14 protein-coding genes are annotated in these 15,189 nt (G+C 30.0%); 13 read left to right on the top strand and 1 reads right to left on the bottom strand.

The window, feature by feature from the left end:
* Positions 1–144 precede the first annotated feature (144 nt).
* The 7 genes from ACH2BC_RS12375 to ACH2BC_RS12405 all read left to right on the top strand — a co-directional run bounded on the left by ACH2BC_RS12375 (position 145) and on the right by ACH2BC_RS12405 (position 8,836).
* Positions 145–2,535 (top strand): 3-hydroxyacyl-CoA dehydrogenase/enoyl-CoA hydratase family protein, encoded by a 2,391-nt coding sequence (locus tag ACH2BC_RS12375; protein ID WP_395054314.1) that lies wholly within the window; start codon positions 145–147, stop codon positions 2,533–2,535.
* A gap of 146 nt (positions 2,536–2,681) precedes the next feature.
* The gene (locus tag ACH2BC_RS12380; protein WP_395054315.1) at positions 2,682–3,041 is read left to right on the top strand and encodes a four helix bundle protein; all 360 of its coding nucleotides are present in this window, start codon (positions 2,682–2,684) and stop codon (positions 3,039–3,041) included.
* A gap of 49 nt (positions 3,042–3,090) precedes the next feature.
* Complete coding sequence (locus ACH2BC_RS12385; RefSeq protein WP_395054316.1) at positions 3,091–4,272, top strand: acetyl-CoA C-acyltransferase; 1,182 nt, start codon at positions 3,091–3,093, stop codon at positions 4,270–4,272.
* 128 nt (positions 4,273–4,400) lie between these two features.
* Positions 4,401–6,191 carry an acyl-CoA dehydrogenase family protein gene (locus ACH2BC_RS12390; protein ID WP_395054317.1) on the top strand — a complete coding sequence of 597 codons (1,791 nt, stop codon included), beginning with the start codon at positions 4,401–4,403 and terminating at the stop codon, positions 6,189–6,191.
* Between the two features lie 96 nt (positions 6,192–6,287).
* Entirely contained in the window at positions 6,288–7,061 is a 774-nt protein-coding gene (locus ACH2BC_RS12395) for a hypothetical protein (RefSeq protein ID WP_395054318.1), read from the top strand.
* A gap of 1 nt (position 7,062) precedes the next feature.
* The gene (locus tag ACH2BC_RS12400; protein ID WP_395054319.1) at positions 7,063–7,755 is read left to right on the top strand and encodes a hypothetical protein; all 693 of its coding nucleotides are present in this window, start codon (positions 7,063–7,065) and stop codon (positions 7,753–7,755) included.
* A 97-nt stretch (positions 7,756–7,852) separates the two neighbouring features.
* A complete protein-coding gene (locus tag ACH2BC_RS12405; RefSeq protein ID WP_395054320.1) occupies positions 7,853–8,836 on the top strand; it encodes a tetratricopeptide repeat protein in 984 nt (327 codons plus the stop codon).
* A 69-nt stretch (positions 8,837–8,905) separates the two neighbouring features.
* Here ACH2BC_RS12405 and ACH2BC_RS12410 read toward each other — a convergent pair whose 3' ends face one another.
* Entirely contained in the window at positions 8,906–9,427 is a 522-nt protein-coding gene (locus ACH2BC_RS12410; protein ID WP_395054341.1) for a hypothetical protein, read from the bottom strand.
* 179 nt (positions 9,428–9,606) lie between these two features.
* On the opposite strand from ACH2BC_RS12410, the gene uvrA reads away from it, so the two are divergent.
* From uvrA to ACH2BC_RS12440, 6 genes are all read left to right on the top strand, one after another.
* Positions 9,607–12,438: an excinuclease ABC subunit UvrA gene (gene uvrA / locus ACH2BC_RS12415; RefSeq protein ID WP_395054321.1), complete on the top strand. Its 2,832-nt coding sequence runs from the start codon at positions 9,607–9,609 to the stop codon at positions 12,436–12,438.
* Positions 12,439–12,450: 12 nt separating this feature from the next.
* Entirely contained in the window at positions 12,451–12,993 is a 543-nt protein-coding gene (locus tag ACH2BC_RS12420; RefSeq protein WP_395054322.1) for a GNAT family N-acetyltransferase, read from the top strand.
* 77 nt (positions 12,994–13,070) lie between these two features.
* A complete protein-coding gene (locus tag ACH2BC_RS12425) occupies positions 13,071–13,850 on the top strand; it encodes a Fic family protein (protein ID WP_395054323.1) in 780 nt (259 codons plus the stop codon).
* 108 nt (positions 13,851–13,958) lie between these two features.
* Positions 13,959–14,204: a hypothetical protein gene (locus ACH2BC_RS12430; protein WP_395054324.1), complete on the top strand. Its 246-nt coding sequence runs from the start codon at positions 13,959–13,961 to the stop codon at positions 14,202–14,204.
* A gap of 8 nt (positions 14,205–14,212) precedes the next feature.
* Entirely contained in the window at positions 14,213–14,344 is a 132-nt protein-coding gene (gene rhuM, locus ACH2BC_RS12435; RefSeq protein WP_395054342.1) for a RhuM family protein, read from the top strand.
* An 18-nt stretch (positions 14,345–14,362) separates the two neighbouring features.
* Positions 14,363–15,088: a TIGR00730 family Rossman fold protein gene (locus tag ACH2BC_RS12440; RefSeq protein WP_395054325.1), complete on the top strand. Its 726-nt coding sequence runs from the start codon at positions 14,363–14,365 to the stop codon at positions 15,086–15,088.
* Positions 15,089–15,189 lie beyond the last annotated feature (101 nt).

Here is a 15,189-nt window from a genome sequence, read left to right on the forward strand (position 1 = left end):
ATACATTATACAACAATACAAAATACATTATACAACAATACAAAATACATTATACAACAATACAAAATACATTATACAACAATACAAAATACATCATATAACAATACAATATACAGTATACAACAATACAATATACATTAAAACATGAAAAGATTAATTAAAAAAGTGGCAGTAGTTGGATCCGGAATCATGGGTTCTGGAATTGCGTGTCATTTTGCAAACATCGGATTGGAAGTATTGCTTTTGGATATTGTTCCAAATGCCTTAACCGAAATCGAAGAAAAAAAAGGTCTAACACTTGAAAGTAAAATTGTTCGTAATAGATTGGTAAACGATCATTTAGCAAATGCTTTAAAATCAAGTCCATCACCAATTTACAATCATAAATTTGCAAGCCGAATTACAACAGGAAACACTACCGATGATATGGCAAAAATTGCCAATTACGATTGGATTATCGAAGTAGTTGTAGAACGTTTGGATATCAAGAAATTAGTTTTTGAACAAATCGAAAAATATAGAAAACCTGGAACTTTAGTAACTTCTAATACATCTGGAATTCCAATAAAATTTATGAGCGAAGGACGAAGCGATGATTTCCAGAAACATTTCTGCGGAACACATTTCTTTAATCCAGCCAGATATTTAAAATTATTTGAAATTATTCCTGGACCACAAACTTCATCAGAAGTATTACATTTCTTGACAAATTACGGTTCGCAATTTTTAGGAAAAACATCAGTTGTTGCCAAAGATACACCAGCATTTATAGGAAACAGAATCGGAATCTTCGGAATTCAAAGTTTGTTTCACTTGATTACCGAAATGGGTTTAACAATCGAAGAAGTTGATAAATTAACTGGTCCAGTTATTGGCAGACCAAAATCGGCAACTTTTAGAACTGTTGATGTTGTTGGATTAGATACTTTGGTACACGTAGCCAACGGAATTTACGAAAATTGTCCAAACGACGAAGCGCACGAGTTGTTTAAACTACCAACTTTCATCAACAAAATGATGGAAAACAAATGGTTGGGAAGCAAAACAGGTCAAGGTTTTTACAAAAAAGAAGGTAAAGAAATTCTAACTTTAGATTTAGATACATTAGAATATAGAACAGCAAAAAAAGCATCTTTCGCAACATTAGAATTAACTAAAACTATAGATAAACCAATTGACAGGTTTAAAGTATTAGTAAAAGGAAAAGACAAAGCAGGCGAATTTTATAGAAAATCATTCACTTCAATGTTTGCTTATGTTTCCAATAGAATTCCAGAAATCTCAGACGAATTATACAAAATCGACGATGCAATGAAAGCTGGTTTCGGTTGGGAAAATGGTCCATTCGAAATATGGGATGCAATTGGAGTTGAAAAAGGAATTGAATTAATGAAAGCCGAAGGTTTAGCACCAGCAAATTGGGTAACCGAAATGTTAGCTTCTGGAACTACTAGTTTCTATACTATTAAAGAAGGAGCGACTTATTTCTATAATATTCCAAATAAATCACAAACTAAAATTCCAGGTCAAGATAGTTTCATAATTCTAAATAACATTCGCGAAAGCAAAAAAGTGTGGAGTAATTCTGGAGCAATCATTCAAGATTTAGGAGATGGAATTTTAAATCTAGAATTTCAATCAAAAATGAATACTATTGGTGGTGATGTTTTGTCAGCCATCAACAAAGCGATTGATTTATCTGAAAAAGAATATCAAGGATTGGTTATCGGAAATCAAGCAGCCAATTTTACAGTTGGTGCCAATATCGGAATGATATTTATGATGGCAGTCGAGCAAGAATATGACGAGTTGAATATGGCAATCAAAATGTTTCAAGACACGATGATGCGCGTTCGTTATTCTGGAATTCCAGTTGTCGTTGCGCCACACGGATTGACACTTGGTGGCGGTTGCGAAATGAGTATGCACGCCGACAAAGTAGTTGCCGCAGCCGAAAGTTATATCGGATTAGTCGAGTTTGGCGTTGGAGTAATTCCTGGTGGTGGTGGTTCTAAAGAAATGGCATTGCGTGCAAGTGATTTGTTTCATAAAAATGATGTAGAATTAAATGTTTTACAAGAATATTTTATGGCAGTTGCAATGGCAAAAGTCTCAACATCAGCTTATGAAGCTTTCGATTTAGGAATTCTTCAAAAAGGAAAAGATGTAGTTGTAGTCAACAAAGACAGACAAATTGCCGAAGCTAAAAAACACGCATTGTTAATGGCAGAAGCTGGATATACTCAACCAGTTCAAAGAAAAGACGTTAAAGTTTTAGGAAAACAAGCATTAGGAATGTTCCTTGTTGGAACAAACCAAATGGTTGCTGGGAAATACATTTCAGAACATGATTTGAAAATTGCAAATAAATTGGCTTATGTTATGGCTGGAGGAGATTTATCAGAACCAACTTTAGTAAGCGAACAATATTTATTGGATATTGAAAGAGAAGCTTTTTTGAGTTTGTGTACCGAAAGAAAAACATTGGAACGCATTCAGTTTATGTTAACAAAAGGAAAACCGTTGAGAAATTAATTTAAAAATTTGTATAATGTATATTGTAAAATTGCATTAACTGATTTCAAACTACCAAACAGAATACATTTTATGAAACAATGTACAACAATACATTTTTACAGTATACAATGATACAACAATACAATATTACAATTTTTAAAAAGATGAATTACTTTAAAGAATTGAAAGTTTGGCAAAAAGCTATTGAACTAGTAACTAATACTTATTTGAAATCCCAAAGTTTCCCGAAAGAAGAAATTTATGGCTTAACTTCTCAAATAAGACGTTGTGCGGTTTCAATTCCTTCAAATATTGCAGAAGGATGTGGACGAAATACAGATAAAGATTTCAATAATTTTTTAGGAATTTCATTAGGTTCTGCATTTGAATTTGAAACACAATTAATTATTTGTAAAAATTTGAATTTTATAAATCAAGAAGATTTTAATTTTCTTGAAGCAGAAATACAACATATTCAAAATATGATAATCAAATTAAAAAGTTCAATAGAAAAAAAGTTGTAGTCATTTCTACATAATTTACAATATACATTATACAAAAATACAATATACAATGAAACAAGCATATATAGTATCCGGATTTCGTACGGCAGTTGGAAAAGCACCAAAAGGAGTTTTTCGCTTTAAACGTCCTGACGAATTAGCAGCAGAAACAATCGAACATCTGATGGCGCAATTTCCAGATTTCGACAAAAAAAGAATAGACGATGTAATGGTTGGAAACGCAATGCCAGAAGCCGAACAAGGTTTAAACGTTGGTCGTTTAATTTCCTTAATGGGATTAAAAGTAACCGATGTTCCAGGTGTAACGGTCAATAGATATTGCGCTTCTGGATTAGAAACAATCGGAATGGCAACAGCCAAAATCCAAAGCGGAATGGCAGATTGTATAATCGCTGGTGGTGCAGAAAGTATGAGTTTTATCCCAATGGGTGGTTATAAACCAACACCAGATTACGCGGTTGCAAAAGAAGGAAACGAAGATTACTATTGGGGAATGGGTTTAACAGCCGAAGCTGTTGCCAAACAATTTAATATTTCTCGTGAAGATCAAGATGCGTTTGCTTTCAATTCGCATCAAAAAGCTTTAAAAGCCCAAGCCGAAGGTAAATTTGACAAACAAATTGTTCCAATTACTGTGGAACAGACTTTCATCAATGAAAATGGTAAAAAAGAAACGAAATCATACGTAGTAAGCAAAGATGAAGGTCCAAGAGCTGATACTAATGTTGCTGCATTAAATAAATTACGACCAGTTTTCGCTGCAGATGGAAGTGTAACTGCTGGAAATTCATCACAAATGAGTGATGGCGCAGCTTTTGTATTGATTATGAGTGAAGAAATGGTAAAAGAATTAAATATACAACCAATTGCAAGATTAGTAAATTTTGCATCAGCTGGTGTTGAACCAAGAATTATGGGAATCGGACCAGTAAAAGCAATTCCAAAAGCATTAAAACAAGCTGGATTAACTTTAAATGATATTGGATTGATTGAATTAAACGAAGCTTTTGCAAGTCAAGCATTGGCAGTAACTCGAGAACTAAATTTAAATCCAGAAATCATAAACGTTAATGGTGGCGCAATCGCATTGGGTCATCCATTAGGTTGCACTGGTGCAAAATTATCGGTACAATTATTTGACGAAATGAAACGTCGTGGCGATAAATATGGAATAGTTTCTATGTGTGTTGGAACAGGACAAGGAAGTGCAGGAGTTTTTGAACTTTTGTAAACAATCATTTCCTTCTTTTTGTCATTCCGACGAAGGAGGAATCTCATAATAGAAAAGAATTATGTGTAGAGATTCCTACGGAATGACAAGATTGTGGAAAAACTATATAAATAAAAAAAATAAAAAAAATGGAAAATATAACTAGAGGTGGACAATTTTTGGTAAAAGAAACAAAATGTGAAGACGTTTTCACACCAGAAGATTTCTCAGAAGAGCAATTAATGATGCGTGATTCTGTTAAAGAATTTACAGATAAAGAATTGTGGGCACACAAAGACAAATTTGAGAAAAAAGACTACGCTTACACCGAAGCTTCAATGCGCAAAGCAGGAGAAATGGGATTCTTAGGAGTTGCTGTTCCAGAAGCTTATGGCGGATTAGGAATGGGTTTTGTAGATACTTGTCTCGTTTGCGACTATATTTCTGGTGCAACAGGTTCATTTTCAACAGCTTTTGGTGCGCATACCGGAATTGGAACAATGCCAATCACGTTATACGGAAATGAAGAACAAAAATTAAAATATGTTCCTAAATTAGCTTCTGGCGAATGGTTTGGTGCCTATTGTTTAACAGAACCAGGCGCAGGAAGTGATGCAAATTCAGGAAAAACTAAAGCAGTTTTATCCGAAGATGGAAAAACCTATTCGATCACAGGACAAAAAATGTGGATTTCTAATGCAGGATTTTGTTCAGTATTTATAGTTTTTGCACGTATTGGTGATGATAAAAATATTACAGGTTTTATTGTAGAAAATGATCCGTCAAATGGAATTTCGATGAACGAAGAAGAGCATAAACTTGGAATTCGTGCTTCATCTACGCGTCAAGTTTTCTTTAATGAAACCAAAGTTCCAGTAGAAAATATGCTTTCTGAAAGAGGAAACGGATTTAAAATTGCAATGAATTCTCTAAATGTTGGACGCATAAAATTAGCAGCAGCTTGTCTAGATGCACAACGTAGAGTTACTTCTGGAGCTGTAAAATATGCCAACGAAAGAATTCAATTCAATACACCAATTGCACAATTTGGAGCCATTCGTTATAAATTAGCCGAAATGGCAACTTCAACTTATGCTGGAGAAAGCGCCACTTACAGAGCTGCGAAAGCAATTGAAGACAGAATAAATGCTCGTGTTGCAGAAGGAAATACGCACCAAGAAGCAGAATTAAAAGGTGTAGAAGAATTCGCAATAGAATGTTCTATATTAAAAGTTGCAGTTTCTGAAGACGTTCAAAATTGTGCCGATGAAGGAATACAAATTTTTGGTGGTATGGGATTTTCAGAAGATACACCAATGGAATCTGCTTGGCGTGATGCAAGAATTGCTCGTATTTATGAAGGAACAAATGAAATCAACAGAATGTTATCTGTAGGAATGTTGATTAAAAAAGCAATGAAAGGTCACGTTGATTTACTTGGTCCAGCTTCAAAAGTTCAAGAAGAATTAATGGGAATTCCATCATTTGACACACCAGATTATTCTGAATTATTTGCAGAAGAAAAAGCAATTTTGGCCAATTTGAAAAAAGCATTTTTAATGGTTGCTGGTGGCGCAGTTCAAAAATTTGGCCCAGATTTAGACGGACACCAACAATTGTTGATGGCTGCAGCCGATATGTTAATTGAAATTTACATGGCAGAGAGCACTATTTTAAGAACTGAAAAAACAGCTAAAAAAGACGGTGAAGACAAAGTTAAAGAAGAAATTGCAATGGCAAAATTATACTTATATAAAGCTGTTGACATTGTAAACTTAAAAGGTAAAGAAAGTATAATTTCATTTGCCGAAGGAGATGAACAACGTATGATGTTAATGGGTTTACGTCGTTTTACAAAATATACCAATATGCCAAACATTGTTGGTTTAAGAGAAACAATTACCAATAAATTGGTTGCAGAAAACGAATATTGTTATTAAAATTTTTTAGTTAAGTTTATTGTTAAGAAAAGCCACTTGAGAAATTGAGTGGTTTTTTTATTATATTTGAAAATAAAAAATTCTAAATTTAAACCGATGTATAGAAATTTTATTAAAATAAGTTTTGTTATAATTTTACAAATTTTGTTAGTTGGTTGTAAAAACACTTTACAAAAGTCCCACGAATTTGTCAATTCATATAATTTGTCGGCACCAATGTTAACCAATCAAATTATAACATCTACAACTGCAAAGGTTTTACCAGAAAACATTATAGAGATTAGATTTGAAACTAGCTTAGAACAGAATGAAGAGAATAAAAATTCATACACCACAATTTTTCCATCAATGATAACCAATTTGTTTACTAAAGATGAGACCATTAAAGATTTAATAGACGAAGGTATTTCATTTAAAGTTGGATTTTATGCTTCTAATAATTCTAAATTTTCTGAATTAACTGTTGATAAAACAAAAATAGCAGAATTTGAAAAATCTATGATATCAGAAAGTAAAACTGTAAGTGCGGATTATAATTCTAAAGTATCACCAGAGTTGAATCAAATGTTAGTGGTTATGAATAAAAGTTTACCAATTGTAAATAAAGATGGAACTAAAATTCTTAAAATTAAAATAAGCGATAATAACGAGTTAATTTATATTGTTGAGATTCCAGAAGAATACGTACAAATACTTAAAACTGAAAATGCTAAAAACATGATGAAAGATGAAATAAAAAGAGGTACTGATTTTAAAAAAATAATGTCAAGTGTTCAATCTTTAAATATTAATAAAATCAAATACATTTATCAAGATACTAAAGGATTAAAAGTTAATGAAATAAATTTGAATCAAAATGATTTAAACTAATATGACTAATGAAAGACCAGTTTGGAGAGTAGTTTTAAGTATTTGCATTACTATTTTTTTAGTTGTTAGATTGATTATTACTTGTTCTAAGAGTAATGATAATTCAAAAACTATTTATAATAATTCTTTAAATAATATTGATTTTAATAAAGAAATTAATGATAATAAAATTCAATATGCAAATAATTTAGAGGTAAAATCTAATGCAATTTTGTATTTAAATTATAAAGAGATAGACAATATTTCTGATAATGAAAAAGCAGCTTACATGCTTTCTAAATTTAAAAAAGATTCATTAATTTCATTAGATATAGAATCTACAATTAAAATTCCTAAAGACTATTATTTTCAAAAAAATTATGATGATACTTTAAAAATGGGATTCAAATCTCCTAAAGATTTAACTGTTTTTATTCATGATTTGGAAAGTAAAAACAATGTAGAAGAAATTTTTAAAAGTATTAAAAGAGGTTGTAAACTAGAAAAACTTTCAATAGAAAAACAGAGTTCTTCATCTAAAACAATTTTTTATTCATTCTCCAAAAATAATTTTAAATATAATGGTTATGCAATGGTTATAGATAGTGATGGTTATTTTTTATTCATAGAATTTGAAAGCCATAAATTGTCGGCATTTGATTTAAAATTTGAAGCTCTAAATTTCATAACTACTCAAATAAAATCTGTAAAATAAAATTCCTTAATATCGGTAAGGTATAAAATTTGTATTATTCGATATTAAGAATTATCATTGTTATATAGTGTAAAAGATAGTTACAATTTAAATTACTATGAAAAAAAAACTCCTGTTTTTAAGTATGTTTATATTTTCAACTTGTATATATTCTCAAGTTGATTCAACATCACAAAGTGTTAGTTCTAAATTTGATAAAAATCAATTTTTAAAAGAACTTTCAGATAATGCTTGTAAATGCATTGATTCTATAAACACTTATAACAAAATTGTAGATACAGTTTCCTCAGAAATTAATAATTGTATTGACAAACAAGTTGGTGTATACCAAATGGGATTAAAATTAACTTCAATTGGTGATTTTAGTGAAATAGATAAAGATAAAGAAACCATTAACATTATAATTAACTCTAATCCAAATTCAAAAGAATATAAAAAATATTACTATGAAATTGAAAAATATTTGATGATTAATTGTTCTGCAATAAAAGCTAAAATGGTTGCAAATGATATTGTTAAAGAATCATCACGATCTAATAATAGTGAAGCAATTAAATATTATAATTTAGGTATTGATGAATCTAAAAAAGAAAATTATGAAAAAGCACTTGAATATTATAAGAAAGCAGTTGTTTTTGATCCTAATTTTGCTTTTGCTTACGATAATATAGGGATTTGTTCAAGAAAGTTAAATAAAATTGATGATGCAATAGATGCTTACGAAAAATCTTTAAAAATTGATCCGAATGGAACAATGCCTTTACAAAACATTGCAATTGCATACATATTTAAAAAAGAATATAAAAAAGGAGTTAAAGCTTATGAAAAACTAGCAAAATTAGATCCCAATAATCCAGAAGTTTTTTATGGTATAGGTAATATCTATGCTCAATATTTATTTGAATATGAAAAAGCACTTGAAAATTTATGTCAAGCATATACTATTTACATTCAGCAAAAATCTCCATATAGAACAGATGCTGAAAAACTTATAAATATTGTTTATTCAGAAATGAAAAAACAAGGCAAGGAGAAAACTTTCAATGATATATTGGAAAAATATAATATAAATCAAAACTAAAAATATCTTAGTAATAAATTTATAATTTTTAATTAACTTTAAATCTTTAGATAAATATTTTACTGAACACTACTTCGTCTTCTCACCAACAAAATAATCATTTGTACTTTTAAACAATACATTAAAAGTGGTCAAACTTCCATAAATTCTGGTAATATATTGTTGCATTTCTATTTTTTCGGCTTCATCCAATTTACTTGAATTTATTTTTTGTTCCATAACTCGAACTCTATCTCTAACCATCACAATTTTATGAAAGAATGTGTCAATAGGAATTTCTTTGTTGGATGTTGGTGTTCCTGGTTCTAAAACAATTTTTCCACCTTTCCATTTATCAGCAATTGGAACAACTTGACTAATATCACTCCATTTTTGTAATAAATTTTTCAACGTTTTTTCTACTTCATAAAAACTAACTGTATCTACTTCGCCATCAACAGCATCAATAATTTCAAACGAACTATCAACATCTATAGTTTCCAATCCACTTTCTATAAAGGTAACCCAATAATGTTTTGATGTTACATTGGTTACAACTCCAAGTCCAAATTCTGAGTGTTTTATTCTTGATCCAATTCCTAGTATGTTCATATATGCTGAATTTATTTCAACATCTTTCGATGCTATTATTATTTTCTTCAAATATAAAAATCTTTAACAAATTCTTGTAATCTGAGTAACTGAAATTTATTCATAAAATCGTATTTTTGCATTTGGCATTTTTTTAATGCCTTTTACATTATACAACAATACAAAATACAATTTCTAAAATGTTAGAAAACGAGAATACCATTGAAGTTTTAGGCGCAAGAGTTCACAATCTTAAAAATATAGATATTTCTATTCCAAGAGAAAAACTGGTAGTAATTACTGGACTTTCTGGTTCTGGAAAATCATCTTTGGCATTTGATACTATTTATGCCGAAGGTCAACGTCGTTATATTGAAACTTTTTCGGCTTATGCAAGACAATTTCTTGGTGGTTTAGAACGACCAGATGTAGACAAAATTGACGGACTTTCGCCAGTAATTGCAATTGAACAAAAAACTACAAGCAAATCGCCACGTTCAACAGTTGGAACAATTACCGAAATTTATGATTTTCTTAGATTATTATTTGCTCGTGCTGCCGATGCTTACAGTTTCAATACTGGCGAAAAGATGGTTTCGTATTCTGATGATCAAATAAAAGATTTGATTAAAGAAAATTTTATAGGAAAAAGAATTAATGTTTTGGCGCCAGTTATTCGAGCAAGAAAAGGACATTATTCTGAATTATTTCAACAAATTGCGAAGCAAGGTTTTGTAAAAGTTCGTGTAAACGGAAAAATTGTTGATATTACAACCGGAATGAAATTGGACAGATACAAAACCCACGATATTGAAATTGTAATTGATAGATTGCAGGTTGATGAAGATGAAGATACAAACAAACGTTTAAACGAAAGTATAAAAACGGCAATGTATCATGGCGAAAATGTAATGATGGTTATTGAACACGAAAGTGATGAGGTTCGATTTTTTAGTAGAACGTTAATGTGCCCAACAACTGGAATATCGTATCAAAATCCCGAGCCAAACTTGTTTTCGTTCAATTCTCCTAAAGGTGCTTGCGATCATTGTAACGGATTGGGAATTGTAAACGAAATTAACAGAAAAAAAATAATTCCAAATGCTAAATTATCAATAAATAAAGGTGGATTTGCTCCGCTTGGCGAATATAAAAGTTCTTGGATGTTCAAGCAATTAGAACTTATTGGAGAAAAATATGATTTCAAATTAACTGATCCAATTGAAAAAATTTCTGATGAAGCAATGGAAATGATTTTGAATGGTGGAAACGAAAAATTCTCGGTAGTTTCTAAAACTGCAGGCGTTACCAAAGAATATAAAATAGATTTTGAAGGAATTTCTAAATTTATAAAAAACCAATTTGACGAAAGTAGTTCAACTGCCATAAAACGTTGGGCAAAAGAATTTATGGACGAAATTAATTGTCCTGTTTGCAATGGTTCACGATTAAAAAAAGAATCACTTTTCTTTAAAATTGACAATCAAAATATTGCTCAATTATCAGCAATGGATATTTCAGAATTGACAGTTTGGTTTAAAGCGTTACCACCAAAATTATCTGAAAAACAATCAACTATTGCCACAGAAATTCTAAAAGAAATTAACGATAGATTACAGTTTTTAATTGATGTTGGACTGAATTATTTATCATTAAGTAGAAGTTCAAAATCACTTTCTGGTGGCGAAGCACAACGTATTCGTTTAGCAACACAAATTGGCTCGCAACTAGTTGGAGTTCTTTATATTCTAGACGAACCAAGTATTGGTTTGCACCAACGTGATAATGAACGATTGATAAATTCTTTAAAAAATCTTCGTGATATTGGCAACTCAGTTTTAGTTGTAGAACACGATAAAGATATGATTGAAAGTGCCGATTATGTTATAGATATTGGTCCGAAAGCTGGAAAATATGGTGGAAATATTATAAGTAAAGGAACGCCAAAAGAATTATTGAAAGAAACTACAATTACGGCTCAATATCTTAACGGAAAAATGAAATTTGACATTCCGAAAAAGCGTAGAGTAGGCAACGGAAAATCTATTAAATTATCTGGCGCAAGCGGAAATAATCTTAAAAATGTATCGGTAGAATTTCCATTAGGAAAATTAATTGGTGTGACTGGAGTTTCTGGAAGTGGAAAATCGACTTTGATAAATGAAACGCTATATCCAATATTAAATGCACATATTTTTAATGGTGTAAAAAAGCCAATGCCTTATAAAAAAATTGAAGGTTTAGAACATATTGACAAGGTAATTGATATAGACCAAAGCCCAATTGGTAGAACGCCAAGAAGTAATCCTGCAACGTATACAGATATTTTTAGCGAAGTTAGAAACCTGTTTACCATGACTCCAGAAGCCATGATTCGTGGTTACAAAGCTGGTAGATTTAGTTTTAATGTTAAAGGTGGAAGATGCGAAACTTGCGAAGGAAGTGGAGTAAGAACAATTGAAATGAGTTTTTTACCAGATGTATATGTAGAATGTGAAACCTGTCTTGGAAAACGTTTTAACAGAGAAACACTGGAAATTAGATTTAAAGGAAAATCAATTTCAGATATTTTAAATATGACAATTGATGAAGCGGTGCCGTTTTTTGAAAATATTCCTAAAATTCAACGAAAAGTAAAAACCTTGCAAGATGTTGGTTTGGGTTATATTACTCTTGGTCAACAAAGTACAACGCTTTCTGGTGGCGAAGCACAGCGTATAAAATTGTCGGCTGAATTGTCTAAAAAAGATACAGGAAACACTTTTTACATAATGGATGAACCTACAACTGGTTTGCATTTTGAAGACATTCGAGTATTGATGGATGTAATTAATAGGTTGGTTGATAAAGGAAATACTGTTTTAATTATAGAACACAATCTTGACGTAATAAAACTTGCCGATTATATTATTGATGTTGGTTTGGAAGGCGGAAAAGGTGGCGGAGAAATTATTTGCAAAGGAACTCCAGAAGAAATTGTAAAGAATAAAAAAAGTTATACGGCTCAGTTTTTGAAAAAAGAATTGGTTTAAAAATAATTTAACATGAAAAATCAAATTGAAATTACTACAGATAGACTGATTTTAAAATCTATAACACCGGAAATTATTCACGAATTATTCAATACCAAAACTAAAGAAGAAATTATAGAGTATTTTGGTTATGACGAATCTGCTTTTGAACATCATAAAAGAATGCATGAGAGTGGCATGGAATCTTTCAGAATTTCAGTATTTTCTTTTTTGATATTTGATAAGCTAACTAATTTGCCTATTGGCGAATGTGGTTTTCATACATGGAATAAAGATCATAAAAAAGGAGAACTTTTTTACAACATCAGAAAGGAAGAAAATAAACAAAAAGGTATAATGACTGAAGCTTTAAATTGTGTTTTAAATTTTGGTTTTACTGAATTAAATCTTCATAGAATTCAAGCATTGGTTGCCGCAGATAATGTTCCATCAATTAAATTATTATTGCATTATGGTTTTGTAAAAGAAGGAACTATGAGAGAAGATTATGTTGTAGATGGTGTAAATGAAGATTCTGATTGTTACTCCTTATTAAAATGGGAATGGAAAAATTAAAAATTTCTATTAATATTTTGAATTTTTATTAAAAATTTGAAAATGAATAAAACAAATGTTTTTATTACATTTGACCAATGGAAAATAGCAATAACATTCATAAAATCATTTATAAAAGCTATGAAGAATCTCAAAAAATAAATATTGATTTTTATTTTAACAAGATAAAAAAAATAGAATTATCTACGGAAACTTTTACTTTTTATAATGCAGTTTCAGCAATGTCATCTTCTAAAATAGAAGGTGAACAAATGGATATTGATAGTTATGTAAAGTACAAATCTAATAATGTAAAATATCTTGCAAGTTTAGTTCAAAAGCCAAATGATTTATTCAATGCCTACACATTCGCTCAAAAAAATAAATTAACAGAGACTAATGTATTAAAAGCTCATAAAATCATTTCCAAACATTTGTTACATTCAACTTTCAGAGGAAAAGTTAGAGATTCTGATATGGTTATTAAAGATGGAAAAACTGGTAAAATAGTTTATGAAGCTTGTTTTAAAGAAACTGTATCTAAAGAATTTGATGGTTTATTTAAAGAAATAAACTCACTTTTAAAACAAGATTTATCAGTAAAAGAAACCTTTTTTTACGCCTCATTAATTCATTTATTATTTGTAAAAATTCATCCTTTTGATGATGGAAATGGAAGAGTTGGAAGATTGTTAGAAAAATGGTTTTTAGCACAAAAATTAGGACAAAATGCTTGGTTTATCCAATCAGAATTGAATTATTGGAATAAAAGAAGCCAGTTTTATATAAACTTAAGTAAAGTGGGATTTTTCTATGATAAATTAGATTTTGATAATGCAATTGATTTTTTAATAATGTTACCAAAATCACTAAAATAAATTAAAAATAAGTACAATGAAATTTGAAAAATTTGCAAACGAATATTATTTTATAAATTATTTAATTTAAAAGAGTATTCTTCGTAGTTATTTAATTAAATCAGGAATATGAGCAACGTAGAAATTTATAAAACCAAAAATGGTCAAACAACTATTGATGTTACGTTTGATAACGATACTATTTGGATAACTCAAAAACAAATGGCAGTTTTATTTGATAGAAATAGAGTTGCAATTACTCAACATATTGGTAATATTTTTAAAGAAAATGAATTAGAAGTACAAGCAGTATGTAAGGATTTCTTACTAACTGGAGATGATGGTAAAACATACAATACAAAATATTATATTTAGATGTTATAATATCAGTAGGTTATAGAGTTAAATCCACACAAGTAACACAATTTAGACAATGGGCGACACAAAGATTAAAAGAACATTTAGTTAATGGATATTCAATAAATCAACAAAGATTAGAGCAACTGAAAAAATAATAAATTTAATTAATTAATATGAAATTTGAAGAATTTGCAAACGAAGATGATTTAATAAAAGATAAATTACAACAAAAAACTTGGAACGAAATACGAAGTAACGACTCGTGGGCAATTTTCAAAATCATGTCAGAATTCGTAAACGGTTACGAAACTATGGCAAGAATTGGACCTTGTGTTTCCATTTTTGGTTCGGCAAGAACAAAACCAGACAATAAATATTATTTACTGGCGGAAAAAATTGCATTCAAAATCAGTAAAGCTGGTTATGGAGTTATAACTGGTGGTGGACCAGGAATTATGGAAGCCGGAAATAAAGGTGCACATTCTGGTGGCGGAACTTCGGTAGGTTTAAACATCGAATTACCATTTGAACAACACTATAATCCATATATTGACAAAGATAAAAACCTAAATTTCGATTACTTTTTTGTTCGTAAAGTAATGTTTATCAAATATTCACAAGGATTTGTTGTTATGCCTGGTGGTTTTGGAACACTTGACGAAATGTTCGAAGCAATTACACTTATTCAAACAAAAAAAATTGGAAAATTTCCTATTATTTTGGTTGGTTCACATTATTGGTCTGGACTTATGGATTGGGTTAAAAACGTAATGATTGCCGAAGAACATAACGCAAATATTGAAGATTTAAACCTAATAAAAATTGTAGATACCGAAGATGAAGTGGTAGAAGCTTTAGATAATTTCTATAAAAAATACAATTTAAGTCCAAATTTCTAAACACTTTAAAGGTTCAGTTTTCTTGAACCTTTTTTATTTATTAAAACTTTAAGCTAATTTTCTGCGTAAATCTATATATTAGCCACTGAAAAAGAAATACA

Origin of the sequence: Flavobacterium sp. (assembly GCF_043760115.1) — a bacterium.
Taxonomy (GTDB): domain Bacteria; phylum Bacteroidota; class Bacteroidia; order Flavobacteriales; family Flavobacteriaceae; genus Flavobacterium.